This is a genomic window from Pseudarthrobacter sp. PH31-O2 (assembly GCF_030063265.1).
Taxonomy (GTDB): Bacteria; Actinomycetota; Actinomycetes; order Actinomycetales; family Micrococcaceae; genus Arthrobacter.
This window is the reverse complement of record NZ_JASIST010000003.1, coordinates 215,949-232,470: the sequence shown is the minus strand read 5'-3', so window position 1 is coordinate 232,470 and position 16,522 is coordinate 215,949. Positions and strand designations below refer to the sequence as shown.

Below are 16,522 nucleotides of genomic sequence, written 5' to 3'. Positions count from 1 at the left end.
CCATGCGCCGGGCCGGGCGGTACTGTGAACATGTGTCCGCAGCAGAAGAACCTCCCCAGACCCCCGATGAAGCCACCGCCGTCCCGGCCGAAGCAGCCGCCCGGGAGTTGCGTTTCGCTTACGTCGCCGGCGTAACGCCGGGCAAGTGGACGCGGCGCTGGGAAGAGCGGATGCCTGATGTTCCGCTGCGTTCCTTTATGTCCGACGACGGCACCCAGCTCGCCGTGCTGCGCGACGGTTCCGCCGACCTGAGCTTTGTCCGGCTGCCCGTGGAGCGCGAGGGTTTGAGCGTTATTGCCCTGTACGAGGAACAGGCCGTGGTGGTGGCGCCCAAGGGACATGAGATTTCCGTGTTCGAGGAAGTGGCGCTGGCCGATCTCGCTACGGAGTCGTTCCTGGACGTCGCCGAACTTGGCGGCCCCGAAATGGCCTTGCGGGTGGTGGCGACGGGGGCTGGCCTCGTGATCCTGCCCATGTCCGTGGCGCGCCACTTCAACGTCAAGGACACTGTGGCGCGCAAACTGACCGGGGCGCCCGCCACGGAGATCGCAGTGGCGTGGCGCAGCGAAACCACTGATGAAGTGATCGAGGAGTTCATCGGAATTGTCCGCGGCCGCACTGCCGCGAGCTCCCGCCAGCCCTCGGCCAACCAGGAAAAGCCCAAAAAGGAACCGAAGCCTGACCGGCGCGGCCCTGCCGTAAAGAAGCCAAAGGTGGCGCAGCGGTACGCCCCGAATCCGGATAAGGGCCGCGGGAAAGGGTCCAGGAAAAGAGGCAAGCGCTAAGGAGCCGCTGCCCGGGAGCTACTTGGCGCAGGCGTCCTGGAGAGCCTGGACGGACTCGGCCGGCGCTTGATCCCCGGAGTCGGCGATTTGGCGCAGCGGAGTGACGATCTCCGCGGGAACTCCCGCTTTCTCCGCGCCGGAGACCAGGCTGCCGAGCACTTCCTTGTCCTTCACGCTGACCAGGCCGTCCGCCACGAGGGAGCAGGCCTGCTTTTTGATTTCACTCCCGGCAGCTGTGGCGACCTGGGAGGCGCCGTCGCTGACGGCCTTGTTGGCGGCGTCCTGCACCTGCCCGCAGCCCGTCAGCGCGATCATCAGGGCAGCAGCGGACAGGGCGGCGAGGGGAAGTTTCATTTATCCACCCTAGCAAGGGACGCTTGCCCGAAGCCGGCCGCCGGCGCTTGTCCACGGTTCGATGGAAAACGACGCCACCGCCGGCTCACGCGGTGCGGAAAAGCTGCAACGAACGGGCCCGTATCACCGGAGGCCAGTTCTGTTGTGTCGGCGCCGGCAGGATCCTGGGTGGCCACAACGAGGGCGGCGGGACTCCCTTCGGCTGAAGAAACTCCGGCGGAAACTGGCGGCACACCTGCCCGGACCGCGGCCGCAGCTTGTTCTGCGCGAGGTCCCGTATCGGCGCCGCATCACCGACTCGAAGAATTGTTGAACAATTCGTATATTTAGTGCATCCTTATTAAAGAGCAGCAATGAGATGAGGATCACAAATGGCAAGCATTGACCTGAACAGCGACGTTGGCGAGTCCTACGGGCGCTGGAGCCTGGGCGACGATACGGCGATGTTCGGCTCAGTCTCCAGCGCCAACGTGGCCTGCGGATTCCACGCCGGTGACCCCAGCGTCATCCGCCGGACCTGCCGCGAGGCGGTCGCCGCCGGCGTTGTGATCGGTGCCCACGTCGGCTACCGTGACCTCGCCGGTTTCGGCCGCCGCTTCCTGGACATCGACCCGATTGAACTGGCTGACGACGTCGTCTACCAGATCGGTGCGCTGCAGGCCCTGGCCGCGGCCGAGGGCGGCACTGTCACCTACGTCAAGCCGCATGGCGGCCTGTATAACGCAATTGTCGCGCACACAGCGCAGGCGAAAGCCGTGGTCGACGCCGTGAAGTCCGTGGATCCGAACCTGCCCATCCTGGGCCTGCCCGGATCCGAAGTGCTCCGTCTCGCAGAGGCTGCCGGGCTCCGTGCCGTGACCGAAGCCTTCGCGGACCGGGCCTATAATCCGGACGGCACCCTGGTGTCCCGAACGCTTCCCGGAGCCGTCCTCCACGACCATACGGAGGTCACCGAGCATGTCCTCCGGATGGCCTCCGATTCAACCGTCCGCACGATAGACGGCTCCATCCTGAAGATCCGCGCCGAGAGCATCTGCGTGCACGGCGACACCCCGGGCGCCGTCAGCATGGCGGCGGAGGTCCGCGCGGCCCTGTCCGCCGCGGGCATCAACACTGCCTCGTTCGTTTAGCCGCAGACGCGGTTCGTATCCAGTTCAAGGCACCGGCAACGATGAAAGCAGCTATGGAAACCCTGGCAGTACAAAAGGTCCGCTTTGTGCGGGCGGTGGGAACCCGTGCGGTACTTGCCGAACTTACCGGAACCCAAGATGTGCTGGCCCTGCAGGGAATGCTGCTCGAGAACCCGTTGCCGGGCCAGTTGGACGTCCTCGCGGCAGCCGAAACTGTGCTGGTCATGGCTGACTCGCCCGGGTCCGCCCGGCGGATCGCCCGGCAACTGCTCCAGCTCGACCTCACCGCGCCCGCGCAGCGGGACGGCGAGCTCGTGGTCATCGATACGGTGTACGACGGCGAGGACCTCGCCGAAGCCGGGGAACTGACCGGTCTTGGGGCCGACGGCGTGATCGCAGCCCATACCGGGCAGATCTGGACCGTGGCTTTCGCCGGGTTCGCCCCGGGCTTTGGCTACATGGTGGGGGAAAACCAGTCCCTCGAGGTCCCTCGGCGCAGCTCGCCGCGCACCGCGGTGCCGGCAGGTTCGGTGGCGCTGGCCGGCAATTACTCGGCCGTCTATCCGCGCCGCTCACCCGGCGGGTGGCAGCTGATCGGCCGGACCGGCGCCGGCATGTGGGACCTGGACCGGGAACAGCCCGCGCTTGCCTCCCCCGGCCACCGGGTCCAGTTCCGCGCGGTCCGGGACGCCGTGGAGCTGGCCCCGAAACCCTCGGCCGGGGTTGCCGATGCCTGGGTGGAATCCGGCCTGCGGGTTGTTTCGCCGGGTCTGCAGAGCCTGATCCAGGACCTTGGCCGCCACGGTCACTCCGGTATGGGCGTCTCCGCCGCCGGGGCGCTGGACCGGGCTTCGCTGCGCCGGGCCAACCGCATTGTCGGGAACGCGCCGTCGGCCGCCGCTGTCGAAACGGTCGCGGGAGGCCTTCGCGTGCAGGCAGTCGGCGACCAGGTCCTCGCGGTCGCCGGGGCGCCATCGGATCTGGCCATCGAATCACTGCCCCCGGATGGCTGTGCGGCCGCCCGCCGGACTGTCCCAATGGCCACACCCTTCGCCCTGCTCGACGGCGAAACGCTGACCATCGGCGCGCCGGAACGTGGTTTCCGCAGTTACCTCGCCATTCGCGGCGGCGTAGACAGCTCCCCGGTGCTGGGCAGCCGCTCCACTGACACCATGTCCGGGATCGGCCCCGCACCGCTGGCCGCCGGCCAGCTCTTCGCCGCCGGCGGCGAAGCCGAATCCGGCGTCGTCGGGCATCCCGAACTGCAGCCGGACTTCCCGGGCGCCGGAGTGACGGTGCTCGACGTTGTCCCCGGTCCCCGTGCCGACTGGTTCGATGCCGCAGCCCTGGCGTCCTTCTGCGGCCAGGAGTGGGAAGTGAAACCACAGTCCAACCGGGTCGGCATGCGCCTGCAGGGATCTGCGCTGCAGCGCAGCCGGCAAGGCGAACTCGCCAGCGAGGGCACAGTCGCCGGCGCCCTGCAGGTCCCGCCGGAAGGGCTTCCCGTCCTCTTCCTCGCCGACCATCCGATCACGGGCGGCTACCCCGTGATTGCCGTGGTGGTCGATTCCCAGCTGGATCTCGCCGCCCAGGTCCCGATCGGCGGCCGGATCCGCTTCCGCTGGGCGGACAATCCGGCCACTGAACCCGCCACCCCCAAAGAAGAAGTGAGTAACTGATGCGCAAGGTCCTGATCGCCAACCGCGGTGAAATAGCCGTCCGGATCATCCGGGCCTGTGACGACGCACAGCTGGCCTCCGTCGCCGTGTACGCGGACATCGATGCCGACGCCCTGCACGTTTCCGTCGCCGACGAGGCCTATGCCCTGGGCGGGAATTCACCGGCCGAGACCTACCTGAATATCCCCAAGCTGCTGGCAGCAGCGGCCGAATCCGGCGCCGACGCCCTTCACCCCGGCTACGGCTTCCTCTCGGAGAACGCCGAATTCGCCCAGGCCGTCCTCGATGCCGGACTCACCTGGATCGGGCCGACCCCGGAGGCCATCCGGTTGCTCGGCAATAAGATTACTGCCCGCGAGGCGGCCGTGCGCGCCGGTGCCCCGCTTGTCGCAGGCAGTGCCGGCCCGGTCGAATCCGCCGCCGAGGCCCGCGTCTTCGCAGAACAGCACGGACTGCCGATCGCCATCAAGGCGGCCTTTGGCGGCGGCGGCCGCGGGATGAAGGTGGTCCGCGCCCTCGACGAAGTCGAGGAAGCCTTTGACTCGGCCGTCCGGGAAGCCGTCGCCGCGTTCGGCCGCGGCGACTGCTTTGTGGAGCGCTACCTGGACCGTCCGCGGCACGTCGAGGCGCAGATCCTCGCGGATACGCACGGCAACGTCGTTGTCGTCGGAACCCGCGACTGCTCGCTTCAGCGCCGGCACCAGAAGCTCGTGGAGGAGGCCCCCGCGCCGTTCCTCAGCGAGGACCAGAGGCTCCAGATCTACAACGGCGCGAAGGCCGTCTGCCGCGAAGCCCGCTACTCCGGCGCGGGCACTGTCGAATTCCTGGTTGCCGCGGACGGCACGGTGGCATTCCTCGAGGTAAACACCCGACTGCAGGTGGAGCATCCCATCACGGAGGAAACCACCGGGATCGACCTGGTGCAGGAACAATTCCGGATCGCTGCGGGGGAGCGGTTGCGCCTCACGGCGGACCCGGCACCGAGGGGGCACTCGTTCGAATTCCGGCTCAATGCCGAGGATGTTGGGCGCGGTTTCCTGCCATCACCCGGCACGGTAGAGGAGTTCCACGGCCCCACCGGCCCGGGGATCCGGCTCGACACCGGTGTCCGTGCGGGCTCCTTCGTTCCGCCGCAGTTTGACTCGCTGCTGGCAAAATTGATCGTCACCGGCGCCGACCGCCAGCAGGCCCTGCGCCGTGCCCGCCGGGCCCTCGCCGAAATCAGCATCACCGGTGTGGCCACCGTCCTGCCTTTCCACCGTGCCGTGCTGGAATCCCCGGACTTCACCTCTGAAGCCGGCCTGGGAATCCACACCCGCTGGATCGAAACCGACTTCGCGGACCGTGTCCCTGCCGACCCGGGCTACAGCACCTCGGTTCCCGACGGCGAACGCCGGACCATCACCGTCGAGGTGGACGGCCGCCGGATGGCAGTCGGGCTGCCGGCTGAACTGTTGGACGGCTGGGCACGTTCCGGCGGCGCCCTCCCGCAGCGGATCTCCCTGGCGGAGGCCTCCGGTGGCGGACCGGCCCCCGTTGACCCGGGAGAACTGCGGGCCGACATGGCCGGCACCGTAGTGAAGTGGCTTGTGGAACCGGGCACCGAAGTCGCGGCGGGGGACCCCGTTGTTGTGCTGGAAGCGATGAAAATGGAAACTCAGGTCTCCGCCCACCGCAACGGCACACTGACCGGCGTCCGCGCGGAAGCCGGCAGCGTTGTCACTACTGGAGCGGTGCTGGCTCTGATTGGCTAGGCGCCGGCTGAGCCTTTGGCTGCCCGCTAGCGGCCCAACTGGCCAGCAGCCGGACGGCATCCGCTGAGCTTGAACCGGGCTCGGCGGTATAAACAAGCAGCGACAGCCCGGCGTCGGCGGAGAGATCCAAGGCCTCGTACATCAGGTGGAGATCGCCCACTACGGGGTGGCGGAGATGCTTGCGCCCGGTGTAGTGCTGGCGCACATTGTGCGCCGCCCACCGGGTGCGGAACTCCTCGCTGCGGGTGGAGAGCTCCCCGACCAGGTCGGTAAGGCCGCGGTCGTAGGGGTCGCGGCCGGCCTCGGTGCGCAGGATCGCCACGGTGTCGTCAGCGGCCCGGTCCCAGTCCGGGTAGAAGCCGTACGCGCGGTTGTCCAGGAAGATGAACCGGGCATGGTTGGCCGGCCGGACGGGGCCGGCGAACATCTCCGAATACAGGGCGAAGCCGAGTTGGTTGGCCGCGAGGATGTCCAGTCGCCCGTTATGCACAAAAGCCGGTGCGTTCGCGATCGCGTCGAGCATCAACTGCACGCCGGCACGGACCGGCTGGGCGGCCGCGCGGCGGCGCTGGGGCCTGCGGCTGTTGCCCGCGGCCCTGGCCAGATCGAACAAGTGCGCCTGCTCCGCCGCATCCAGCTGAAGGGCCCGCGCCAGCGCTTCCAGTACTCCCTCGGAGACTCCGGCGAGGTTCCCGCGTTCCAGCCGCGTGTAATACTCGACACTCACCCCGGCCAGTAGGGCAACCTCGCCGCGCCGCAGTCCGGGGACGCGGCGGTTGCCGCCGGAGACGGGCAATCCCGCCTGTTCGGGGGTTATTTTCGCCCGCCGGGTGGCAAGGAAGTCCCGGGTCTCGCTCTGATTATCCATGCCTATAACGTTAGAGGGTAGGGCCCTGCCAGGGAGGCCCTGCTGGTAGGGGTACTGGCAGTGACTCCCTGAACGGCAACGGGTTGGTGTTTGATGGAGAGTGCCCCCGATGACGTCCGGGCCCACAGGCCGCACCGCACCGGTGCCGAACGCCGGGGCAAACTCCCCCTGAACCCCACAAACAGGAGACCCATGCTTACCGTTAACGCTTATGCCGCCACTTCCGCAACGGAACCCCTCGTTCCGACCACCATCGAACGCCGCGACGTTGGCGCGCACGACATCCTGATCGACATCAAGTTCGCCGGCATCTGCCACTCTGACATCCATACCGTCCGCGGAGACTGGGGACCGCAGCAGTACCCGCTGTCCCCGGGGCACGAAATCGCCGGCATCGTCAGCGAGGTCGGCTCCGCCGTCACGAAGCACGCCGTCGGCGACCGGGTCGGCGTCGGCTGCATGGTCAACTCCTGCCGCGAATGCGTCAATTGCCTGAAGGGTGAGGAGCAGTTCTGCGTCAAGGGCAACATCGGCACCTACGGCGCCGTGGACCGCGACGGAACGATCACCCAGGGCGGCTACTCCACTCACGTTGTGGTCACCGAGGACTTTGTCGTCCGGATTCCGGACAGCCTGGAACTCGACGTCGCCGCGCCGCTGCTCTGCGCCGGCATCACCACCTTCTCGCCGCTGAACCACTGGGGCGCCGGCCCCGGCAAAAAGGTCGCGGTTGTTGGCCTCGGCGGGCTGGGCCACGTCGCCGTCAAGATCGCACACGCGATGGGCGCTGATGTCACGGTGCTCTCGCAGTCCCTGAAGAAGCAGGAGGACGGGCTGCGCCTGGGTGCTGACCACTACTTCGCCACCAGCGATACGTCCACCTTCGAGCAGCTGGCCGGCTCCTTCGACCTGATCCTGAACACGGTCAGCGCGAAGATCGACCTGGACGCCTACCTGTCCCTGCTGGCCGTCGACGGCGCCATGGTCAACGTCGGTGCCCCGGCCGAACCGCTCTCGCTGAACGTCTTTTCGCTGATCGGTGGCCGCCGGTCCTTCGCCGGCTCGCTGATCGGCGGCATCCGGGAGACCCAGGAAATGCTGGACTTCTGCGCCGAGCACAAGCTCGGTGCCGAGATCGAGGTCATTGGGGCCGACAAGATCAACGAGGCCTACGAGCGGGTGCTGGCCTCCGATGTGAGGTACCGTTTTGTGATTGACACCGCCACGCTGGCCTAATCCCGTCCGCGGAAAAGGGCTCGGCCGGCGTGAACCGGCCGGGCCCTTTTTAGCTTTACCGGGCTGCCGGCCGCGCCGCCCCGGGGCGCTGCTGTCGTGCGGATGTCCGGTCGAGGCTTAGGATTATCATAATGATGCCTGTACGAACCCTCGCCGCGGAGGGTAAGAACTCCCTGAGTGTCCGCGGCGGGATCATAGAATCCGTCTGGCGCCCCGGCTCCGTCGTTGACGTCCACGACGCCAAGGACGCCATGCTGGCCGTGGAACGGATCACGGGCGGAATCCCGATGCCGATGCTCTCGGAAATGACCGATGTGGAAATCAGCGCCGCGGCCAGGCGTGAGTTTGCCCAGACCTCAGGCGTGCTGGCCATCGCGGTCCTCGGATCCAGTGCAGTGGACCGCGTGATCGCTGCCGCCATGACCAGGCACACCCGTTATCCGCACGAATTCTTTACCTCCAGGAACGCGGCCCTGACGTGGCTCGCGGAAATCCTCAAGACCCGCACGTAGGGCGCGGACCCGATAAGCGGCACGTGGCGCCTCGCGCAGGCCGACCGCTGGACACCGCAGGTATACCGATGTGTAACGCGCCAATATGATTACTAGTGATCATAACTATTACTATTGAGTCATAATTGATCACTTCGAAGGGTGCATGCGCGATGGCCGAAGTCATTGTTGTTGAGAACGAGGATGCCGCGGGCGAACTCGTGGCCGGAGCTATCCGCGAGCTGATAACGGCCAGGCCGGAGGCGGTATTGGGTCTCGCGACCGGTTCCACACCGCTTCCCGTGTATCGCGCCTTCGCCCGCTCGCTCGCCGCACGACCGCTCGACGTATCGCGGGTGCGCGGTTTTTCGCTGGATGAGTACGTCGGCTTGCCGGACGGGCACCGGGAAAGCTACCGCGCTGTTATTTCCCGTGACGTCGTGGCGCCGCTCGGGCTGACCCCAGGCAGGATCCGGGTGCCCAGCGGGGACCCGGCCGGACTTCCCACCGCCGGCGCCGACTACGAGCAGGCGATCGTCGACGCCGGGGGTGTGGACTTGCAGCTACTGGGCATCGGACGCACCGGTCACCTGGGCTTCAACGAACCTGGCTCCTCGTTTGCATCACTGACCCGGGTGAAGACGCTCACCCCCCAGACGCGTGCCGACAACGCCCGCTTTTTCGACTCGCCCGCTGAGGTGCCCATACACTGCATCACCCAGGGGCTCGGCACGATCATGCGTGCCCGCCACCTGGTCCTGCTCGCCTTTGGGCACGGTAAGGCCACGGCGATCGCCGCCGCCGTGGAAGGTCCGGTTACGTCCAGCCAGCCCGGCTCGGCGATCCAGTTGCACCCGCACGTCACTGTCGTCGTCGACGAGGCCGCGGCGGGCAGGCTTACGAACCTGGACTACTTCCGCTATGCCTGGGCTAACAAGCCGGCCTGGCAAGGGATCTAATTCGCCGTTCCGACGTCCGGCCGCATCCGGTGGCTCTGAACGGCCTCATAGCTGAGCCGAAGTGACTCCGTCATATCGTCGTACATGGATTGGGCGATGCGCACAAAGAGAATGTCGACCAGGGCCAACTGGGCGATGCGGCTGGACATGGCGCCGGCGCGGTAGCGGTTCTCCCTCGCCTGGGTAGTGAGCACAAAGTCACAGTGTTCGGCCAACGGTGAGTCGGCGGAATTGGTGATTCCCACTGTTGTCGCCCCGGCGGCGCGGGCGATTTCTTAACCACAGTCGAAAATTATTTTCTACCCTGTCGTGTGCTGGGGGCCACGGCCACGGCCGCGGAGGCGGTGCCGTGGCCGGATGCGACAAGATCGCCCCAAGAGCCATGGCTTAGGCGGGCAGGCGTCGACCGGCCGCGAATACCGAGTCGACCGTGAGGTCATCGGCCAGCAGCACCGCGTCGGCGGCGTAGCCGACTGCGAGCCGGCCCAGGTCATGGCCGCGGCCGATGGCTCGGGCAGGAGTCTCGGTGAGGGCAGTGACCGCCTCTTCGAGGGGGATGCCCACCTCGGCGACCGCCCTGCGCAGGGCCGCGTCCAGGGTGAGTGTAGAGCCGGCGATTGCTCCCTCGCCACCGGTTCCGTTGCCGGCGAGGCGGGCTACTCCGCCGGTCACGGTCACGGCCAGCGACCCGAGCATGTACTCGCCGTCTTCGGAGCCGGTGGCCGCCATGGCGTCGGTGATAAGGGCGATCCGGCCGGGCGCGCCGGCGAAGGCCAGGCGGACCACCTCCGGGTGGACGTGCACGCCGTCGTTGATTATCTCCAGCGTGACGCCGGGCGAGCGGGTTGCGGCAGCAACCGGACCGGGGGCGCGGTGGTGGATGCCCTGCATTCCGTTGAAGGCGTGGGTCAGGATCGAAGCGCCGGCCTCGAACGCCGCCAGGGCGGTGGCGTAGTCGGCCGAGCTGTGTCCGACGGCCACGGCGACTCCGGCGTCGACAAGCGTCCGGATGGCGGCCGCGGCCCCTGGCAGTTCGGGTGCGAGCGTCAACTGCCGAAGGTGGCCCCTCGCCGCGGCCAGGAGCCGTGTGATCGACTCGGCGTCTGGGGAGCGCAGCAGCGCCGGGTCGTGCGCCCCGCGAAAGTCGTTGTCGAGGAACGGTCCCTCAAGGTGCGCGCCGAGCACCAGTGGGTTCGTTTCGGCCGCGTCGGCGACGGCGGCGAGCCGGGACTCGAGGTCGCTCTGGCGGGCGGTGACGAGTGAGAGTACGGCGCGGGTGGTGCCGTGGCGATGGTGCACGGCCAGGGCTTTGCCGATGGCATCGGGTCCGGCGTGCCCGTTGGTTTCAACGTCGAAAGCGAACCCGCCGCCGCCGTGACAGTGGATGTCGATGAAGCCGGGGACGAGCGGGCGGCCGGCGGCATCCGTTATCTCCCCGGCCCTGGCGCCGAAAGCCTGCCAGCCGGTGCCGGATCCGACGGCGGACACGGTATCGCCCGTGAAAGCGACCCAGGCGTCGGCGGTGCTCGACCCGCCGGTGACCAGGCGGGCGGAATGGATGATGCAGGTGGGAGGGCGGCTCATGATGCGACAATCACCTCGAGGCCCTGGTCGGCGAAATCGGCCTGCTGCTTTGGGGTGATTCCGTCGTCGGTAATGAGCCCGTCGAATCGGTGCAGTTCGCCCAACCCGGCGAAGGCTATGCGGCCGATCTTGCTGGAGTCGGCCACGATCATGGCCCTGCTGGCGCGCGCTGCCATCAGGGAATTAACGGCTGCCTCGCGTTCATCGTTTACGGTGGGGCCAGCCTGCGGATCTATGCCGTTTACGCCGATGAACGCGATATCCATCCGCACCTGCTGCAGCACCGCGTCGCTGTAAGGGCCAACAAGTTCGTACGAGCGCGAATGCACCACCCCGCCGGTGACCACCGTCTTGATCTGTGGGCGCATCGCCAGCTGGGCGGCGATGTTGAGTGCGTTGGTCACAACTGTCAGGGTGGCGTGCGGGGACGCCTCCATAATGTCCGCCCTGGCGCCCAGCACGCCGGCAATCGCTGTGCTCGTGGTACCGCCGCAGAGCCCGACGACGGCGCCGCGCGCCACGAGCGCGCTTGCTGCGCGCGCGATCAGGAGCTTTTGCGGCGCGTTTTGCTCGCGCTTGTAGCGCAGCGGCAGGTCGTACGCCACTGACTGCCCAATCGCCCCGCCGCGCGTGCGGGTGAGCAGTTGCTGGGCTGCAAGGGTGTCGAGGTCCCGCCGGGCTGTCGCCGCTGAGACGCCGAGGCTTCTGATGATGTCATCCACCTCAATTTGGCCGGACTCGGCGAGCAGGTCGAGTACGGCGGCGAGGCGCTCGGTCCGGTCGAGTGTCATGTAGTTCCTGTTCATAGGTGCAGCGATTTCTTAGCTGCAGCGATCGATTCTGATTGAAAAGACCGCCACTCAATCACTTTAGCTCGTTGCTGTGCCGACAATAGCTGTGCTTTTCCCTGGCCGGGATGTAACGGGTTGGTTACGGGTTTGGGGTGACCCATCCGGGGTGGGGGGTGTTCCCGAAGTACTCCTGACAGACCAAGCCGGACCCGCTGGATTCATTGTCAGGACCGCACCGCTTACGGTGTGGCCGCGGGAACGGATACATCCACTGAACTACTTTCAAGGAGCATTCCCATGCGCACATCGATCAAGACTTTCGCCGGTATCGCCGCGGCCGGTTCGCTGATGTTCTCCCTGGCTGCCTGCAGCCCGGCCAGTAACACCTCCGCCGCTCCGGCGTCCTCCTCGGCCTCGATGTCCGCCGAGGCGCCCAAGGCGCTGGCCTCCATCCCGGCCCTGACCGGGACCTCCACCGCCGTGAAGCTCGATGCCTCCTTCGCCAAGGCCCTTGAGACCCTGAAGCTGACCCCGGGCACCGTCGGGACCGCGGCACTGACCGATGGTTCGCTGATCTTCCCGATCACCGGCGGCAAGGTCGATTACTACGACCCGGCCAAGGACTACCGCCCGTTCGTCCAGGGCCTGATCAGCCACGCCGGTTCCGGGTTCTCCCTGACCGCCGGAGACACCAAGGTTGACCTGACCAACTTCACCATCGACCCGGGCACCTCCAAGCTCTACGGCGACGTCGCGGTCAACGGCACCACCGCCGCGAAGCAGGCCTACATCTTCAACCTCGACGGCTCCACCCTCAAGCCCCTCGCCAAGGCCGGCGACACCGCCGTCCTGGAAGGCACCCGGGTGCTGATCTCCGACACCGCCGCCGGCCTGCTGAACAAAACCTTCAAGACCGACGCCGTGAAAGCCGACATGCTCGTCGGCATCGCCAAAATCACCGTCAACACCAAGTAACACCCACCCGCAAAAGCCGCCCGGTGCAGGGTCTGCACCGGCGGGGCGTGCCACGGTACCTCCTGTTGGAGGTCCGTGGCACTGTGCGTATACCGTAATGATTACAGGGCGAAGCAGCGCTGCCTGATCCGTCTCCTGATAAGGATGTTTGAAATGACCGCAGCCCTGGTGGATGTTGTTCTCCCGTGTCTGAACGAGCGCGGTGCCCTGCCGTGGGTGCTCTCCCGGCTGCCCGAAGGATACCGTGCCATCGTTGTGGACAACGGCTCCACCGACGGCTCCGCCGAACTCGCAGCCAGCCTGGGTGCGACAGTGGTCCATGAAGCACGGAAGGGTTTCGGCGCCGCCGCGCATGCCGGCCTCCTCGCCGCGACGTCGGAGTTTGTGGCGTTCTGCGATTGCGACGGCTCGCTGGATCCGGCCGGGCTGCCGGAGCTGGCCGGGCCTGTCCTGGGCGGTACTGCGGATCTGGTGCTGGGTAGCCGCCGGCCCCAGCGCGGTTCCTGGCCGCTGCACGCCCGCATCGCCAACCTCGTACTGGCGTGGCGGCTCCGGCGCCTAACCGGGGAACGGATCACGGACCTGGGCCCAATGCGGGTCGCCCGCCGTGAGGGTTTGCTTTCCCTCGGCTTGGCGGACCGGCGCAGCGGCTATCCCTTGGAGATGTTCCTCAAGGCAAGCCTGCGCCGTTGGCGGATCGTGGAGCTGCCCGTTCCCTATGCCCCCCGCACCGGCAAGTCGAAGGTCACCGGGACTCTCCGGGGCACCCTGACGGCGGTAAAGGACATGTCCGCGCAGCTCCGGGCCGCCAAGGCCGTCACCGAGGCCTCCGCTGCGTTGCCGTCCGGACCGGTCCGCGGCGCGGCCGGCAACGAATGATGGTTATGGAAAAGAGCGTGGATCTTACCGTGGCGGTCATCGCCAAAGAGTGCGTGCCGGGCCGGGTCAAAACCCGGCTGAGCCCGCCCTTGAGCCCAGAAAATGCGGCGGCACTGGCCCAGGCGAGCCTGAGCCGCACCCTGGCGACCGTCCGGCTTCTCCCGGTCCGGCACCGGATCCTGGTTATGGACGGTACTCCTTCGCCCGCGGACGCAGCAGGCTACACCGTCGTCCCGCAAGTAACCGGCGGGCTGGACGAACGGCTCGCCGCGATCTGCGACGCCACCACCGGGCCGCTGCTCATCGTCGGGATGGACACCCCACAGGTCGCGGCGGACCACCTTGGAGCGCTCCTGCGCGACTGGTCCACCGTGCAGGCGAGCCGCGACGCTTGGCTCGGCCCGGCCGCCGACGGCGGCTTCTGGGCCCTGGCCCTGCGCCGGCCCGACGGCGCCCTGATCCGCGGCGTGCCGATGTCCACCGACACCACCGGAACTGCGCAGCATGCCCGGCTGACCGCCGCCGGGCTCACCGTCGGGTCCCTCCCCGAACTCCGGGACATGGACTACTTCAGCGACGCATTGCAGATCGCGGCGGAGATCCCCGACACCGACTTCGCACACGCCGTAGACAACGCCGCCAGGACTGCCGCAGACCCGGCGCCGAAGTCACGCCCCCTGGAAGGAGCGCTGCGGTGACCGTCGCCGCGGCTGCCCCCGCTGCCGTGTTCGGCCAGGGCGACGCAGAGCCGTACGCCCGGGCCCTGCAACTCGGTGCAGGTAAGCTGACGCTGCGCCCCGAGGGCCGGCACTATCACACCGAGGCCGTGGAATTTGACGTCAGCGGCTGGTGTGAGGACGCGAACGGGCTCGAGCGGTCGCTGCTGGCGAGCCTACGCGGCCCGGTCCTGGACGTCGGCTGCGGGCCCGGCCGGCTGCTGTCCGCCGCCCGGTCACTCGGGCTGCAGGCTCTGGGCCTGGACACCAGCGCCGAAGCCGTCCGCCGCGCAGTCAACCGCGGCGAGCAGGCGCTGGAGCAGTCCGTTTTCGCGTCGGTCCCCCACACCGGTGATTGGCAGTCCATAATTTTGCTCGACGGCAACATCGGCATCGGGGGCAGCATCACCGCTTTGCTGCGCCGCTGCCGCCAGCTGATCACCGCGTGCGGCACCCTCCTGGTGGAGGTCGAAGCGGACGAATACCTCGACACCGCCTACCCCGCCGTCCTCGAAGACGAACATGGGAACCGCAGCGAGCCGTTCCGCTGGGCACGGACCGGCGGTCCTGGTCTGGCGGCCCGGGCCGACACCGGCGGCTGGACCGTCACGCACATCCAACGGCTCCAGGGCCGCGTCTTTTACCGGCTCTCCCCGGCTCCGGAGCCGACGCGCTCCAGGACGTAGACCAGGGCTGCGGCGACGACTGCCAAGGTCGCCCAGAACCAGAGCAGGTTGGCGGCATAGTCGGCTTCCAGCGCGCTGGTGTTACGTGCCACGGACTGCGCCTTGAGCAGCACACCCGCGATCAGGGTGACCACGGCGCCCGTCAGGAGCGCGCCGCGAATGATTGCCGTCGACGCCGGACGCAGTCGTGAGCCCATCCGGGTCAGGCCCGCTCCGGCCAGGGTGGCGAGCGGGACGATGACGCCGTCGTGGAGCAGGACGGCCACCGCAAGCCAGAGCAGCAGCCCAAGCAGCTGGGCCGGCCCGAGCTGGGTCGGCAGCCCCAAGAGCCCGTAGCCGATCACCGCCACCCCTGCCGTGCCCAGGACGATCCGGTAAATCTTCGCGGTTTTCACAGGACCTCCACAGTCTGCAGCCACTTTGTTTGCAGCACACCCGGGCGTCCGGGGGCGATGACGCGGGCCGGGTACCCGTGGTCCAGATCGAGCGTCTGGCCGTTAAGTTCCAGGGCCACCAGGGTCTGCTCATCCTGCACATACGCTGCGGGCATCAGCATCGTCCGGTAGGCGCCTTCCGGTTCCAGGCTGGTGACGCGCAGGGTGGAGGATGACGGGGCGCCGACGCCACTGACCAGGTCCCGGATCCGGACGCCCCGCCAGCGGGCCGTCTGGCTCCAGCCTTCAACACAGGCGATGGGAAGCTCTTGCTCGGACTGCGGCAGTGCTTTGAGCTGGGCCAGGGTGTACGAACGGCTGGTTCCCCGATGTGTAACTTTCAGCTTCCAGTCCGTGGAACCCGCCAGGTCCGCAACTTTCGCGTCGGCGGCCGTGCGGTTCACTGGAACGGACTGGGGCCCCGTGCCCATGTTCCGGGGTGCGAAGAGGTTCAGTGGGTCCAGCCAGGAAAAGGACTGACCGGCGGTTGTGGCCACCAGGGCCCCCGTGCTGGCCGCGACCCCGGTCAGGAACGCGCGCCGGGACCAGCGGCCCGGCGCCGTCTCGTCCGCCGGACCACTGCCGGAACGGGCGCGCCAGTTCTCCATGATCGCCGGAAGTTTGACGGCGATGTGGAGCAGCAGGGACCCCCAGATGACCCAGGCCAGCCAGAAGTGGGTTTCGCGGAACGGGAATGGCCAGGGATACCACTTGTAGGTATTGATCAGGCCAGTCGTCAGCTGCACCAGGGAAGAGGCGATGAACAGGGCGATGGAACCCCGTTCCAGGCCGTGCACCACGGACTTAACCGGTGGCCAGGTCAGCAGTTCGGGATACACCGACCATAACTTCGCCAGAAGGAGCGGGATGGCGGCAATGCCGGCCGTTACGTGCACTCCCTGGGTCAGCTGGTAAATCCAGGCAGGGCGGGTAAGGAAAAACATCCACGACGGTGGTTCCTGGAGCCCGTGGCTGAACAGGCCCGTCAGGAAACAGATGGTGAAGCTCAGCCCCAGCCAGCGTCCCAACACCACAGTCAGCCGGGTGCTGCGCGTCGGCGAGGCAAATCTGGCGGCCAAGGCGTTGGTGAGCTTTTCCATAGCTAGATCACACCATCATTCCTGCGCCCACGGTGCCGCCGGCCCCTGCGAGTCCAGAAAACATTGAGCCGCGGCCCGCGAAGAAAGCTGCGTGGGACGGC

18 protein-coding genes are annotated in these 16,522 nt (G+C 67.5%); 11 read left to right on the top strand and 7 right to left on the bottom strand.

The window, feature by feature from the left end; all coding sequences use genetic code 11:
* Positions 1-32 precede the first annotated feature (32 nt).
* Positions 33-785 carry a LysR substrate-binding domain-containing protein gene (locus tag QMG72_RS07045; protein ID WP_283480125.1) on the top strand — a complete coding sequence of 251 codons (753 nt, stop codon included), beginning with the start codon at positions 33-35 and terminating at the stop codon, positions 783-785.
* A gap of 18 nt (positions 786-803) precedes the next feature.
* Here the strand turns inward: QMG72_RS07045 and QMG72_RS07040 are convergent, their stop codons facing one another.
* The gene (locus QMG72_RS07040; RefSeq protein WP_283480123.1) at positions 804-1,139 is read right to left on the bottom strand and encodes a hypothetical protein; all 336 of its coding nucleotides are present in this window, start codon (positions 1,137-1,139) and stop codon (positions 804-806) included.
* A gap of 371 nt (positions 1,140-1,510) precedes the next feature.
* On the opposite strand from QMG72_RS07040, the gene QMG72_RS07035 reads away from it, so the two are divergent.
* Genes QMG72_RS07035 through QMG72_RS07025 form a run of 3 tightly spaced genes read left to right on the top strand, consistent with a single transcriptional unit; the run spans position 1,511 to position 5,702 of the window.
* Positions 1,511-2,269, top strand: coding sequence for a LamB/YcsF family protein (locus tag QMG72_RS07035; RefSeq protein WP_282360072.1), 759 nt, complete (start codon positions 1,511-1,513; stop codon positions 2,267-2,269).
* A 41-nt stretch (positions 2,270-2,310) separates the two neighbouring features.
* Positions 2,311-3,948, top strand: coding sequence for a 5-oxoprolinase subunit B/C family protein (locus QMG72_RS07030; RefSeq protein ID WP_282360073.1), 1,638 nt, complete (start codon positions 2,311-2,313; stop codon positions 3,946-3,948).
* Positions 3,948-5,702, top strand: a complete 1,755-nt coding sequence (locus tag QMG72_RS07025) for an acetyl/propionyl/methylcrotonyl-CoA carboxylase subunit alpha (protein WP_283480122.1) — start codon at positions 3,948-3,950, stop codon at positions 5,700-5,702. The genes QMG72_RS07030 and QMG72_RS07025 overlap by 1 nt, the downstream gene beginning before the upstream one ends.
* Here QMG72_RS07025 and QMG72_RS07020 read toward each other — a convergent pair.
* Positions 5,671-6,570, bottom strand: coding sequence for a helix-turn-helix transcriptional regulator (locus tag QMG72_RS07020; protein ID WP_283480121.1), 900 nt, complete (start codon positions 6,568-6,570; stop codon positions 5,671-5,673). The two genes, QMG72_RS07025 and QMG72_RS07020, sit on opposite strands and share 32 nt — an antisense overlap.
* Before the next feature lie 192 nt (positions 6,571-6,762).
* On the opposite strand from QMG72_RS07020, the gene QMG72_RS07015 reads away from it, so the two are divergent.
* The 3 genes from QMG72_RS07015 (at position 6,763) to QMG72_RS07005 (ending at position 9,256) form a co-directional block, all read left to right on the top strand.
* Positions 6,763-7,806: an NAD(P)-dependent alcohol dehydrogenase gene (locus QMG72_RS07015; RefSeq protein WP_283480120.1), complete on the top strand. Its 1,044-nt coding sequence runs from the start codon at positions 6,763-6,765 to the stop codon at positions 7,804-7,806.
* A 131-nt stretch (positions 7,807-7,937) separates the two neighbouring features.
* Positions 7,938-8,318 carry a DUF7793 family protein gene (locus tag QMG72_RS07010; protein ID WP_283480118.1) on the top strand — a complete coding sequence of 127 codons (381 nt, stop codon included), beginning with the start codon at positions 7,938-7,940 and terminating at the stop codon, positions 8,316-8,318.
* A gap of 152 nt (positions 8,319-8,470) precedes the next feature.
* Entirely contained in the window at positions 8,471-9,256 is a 786-nt protein-coding gene (locus QMG72_RS07005) for a glucosamine-6-phosphate deaminase (protein WP_283480117.1), read from the top strand.
* On the opposite strand, the gene QMG72_RS07000 is transcribed toward QMG72_RS07005, so the two are convergent.
* The 3 genes from QMG72_RS07000 to QMG72_RS06990 all read right to left on the bottom strand — a co-directional run bounded on the left by QMG72_RS07000 (position 9,253) and on the right by QMG72_RS06990 (position 11,646).
* Complete coding sequence (locus QMG72_RS07000) at positions 9,253-9,528, bottom strand: MurR/RpiR family transcriptional regulator (RefSeq protein WP_283480188.1); 276 nt, start codon at positions 9,526-9,528, stop codon at positions 9,253-9,255. The two genes, QMG72_RS07005 and QMG72_RS07000, sit on opposite strands and share 4 nt — an antisense overlap.
* Positions 9,529-9,643: 115 nt before the next feature.
* A complete protein-coding gene (gene nagA, locus QMG72_RS06995; RefSeq protein ID WP_282360078.1) occupies positions 9,644-10,840 on the bottom strand; it encodes an N-acetylglucosamine-6-phosphate deacetylase in 1,197 nt (398 codons plus the stop codon).
* Positions 10,837-11,646: a DeoR/GlpR family DNA-binding transcription regulator gene (locus tag QMG72_RS06990; protein ID WP_226775515.1), complete on the bottom strand. Its 810-nt coding sequence runs from the start codon at positions 11,644-11,646 to the stop codon at positions 10,837-10,839. Before QMG72_RS06990 ends, nagA begins: the two co-directional genes overlap by 4 nt.
* 282 nt (positions 11,647-11,928) lie before the next feature.
* Between QMG72_RS06990 and QMG72_RS06985 the strand changes: the two genes are divergently transcribed.
* The 4 genes from QMG72_RS06985 to QMG72_RS06970 all read left to right on the top strand — a co-directional run bounded on the left by QMG72_RS06985 (position 11,929) and on the right by QMG72_RS06970 (position 14,887).
* A complete protein-coding gene (locus tag QMG72_RS06985) occupies positions 11,929-12,606 on the top strand; it encodes a hypothetical protein (protein WP_282468051.1) in 678 nt (225 codons plus the stop codon).
* A 153-nt stretch (positions 12,607-12,759) separates the two neighbouring features.
* On the top strand, positions 12,760-13,485 hold the full coding sequence (locus QMG72_RS06980; RefSeq protein ID WP_282361095.1) for a glycosyltransferase family 2 protein: 726 nt from the start codon (positions 12,760-12,762) through the stop codon (positions 13,483-13,485).
* Positions 13,486-13,502: 17 nt separating this feature from the next.
* Entirely contained in the window at positions 13,503-14,183 is a 681-nt protein-coding gene (locus QMG72_RS06975) for a TIGR04282 family arsenosugar biosynthesis glycosyltransferase (RefSeq protein WP_226774307.1), read from the top strand.
* Positions 14,180-14,887, top strand: coding sequence for a class I SAM-dependent methyltransferase (locus QMG72_RS06970; RefSeq protein ID WP_226774306.1), 708 nt, complete (start codon positions 14,180-14,182; stop codon positions 14,885-14,887). Before QMG72_RS06975 ends, QMG72_RS06970 begins: the two co-directional genes overlap by 4 nt.
* On the opposite strand, the gene QMG72_RS06965 is transcribed toward QMG72_RS06970, so the two are convergent.
* On the bottom strand, positions 14,842-15,282 hold the full coding sequence (locus tag QMG72_RS06965; RefSeq protein WP_226774305.1) for a hypothetical protein: 441 nt from the start codon (positions 15,280-15,282) through the stop codon (positions 14,842-14,844). The genes QMG72_RS06970 and QMG72_RS06965 overlap by 46 nt on opposite strands.
* Entirely contained in the window at positions 15,279-16,421 is a 1,143-nt protein-coding gene (locus QMG72_RS06960; protein WP_226774304.1) for a molybdopterin-dependent oxidoreductase, read from the bottom strand. Before QMG72_RS06960 ends, QMG72_RS06965 begins: the two co-directional genes overlap by 4 nt.
* Between the last annotated feature and the right edge of the window lie 101 nt (positions 16,422-16,522).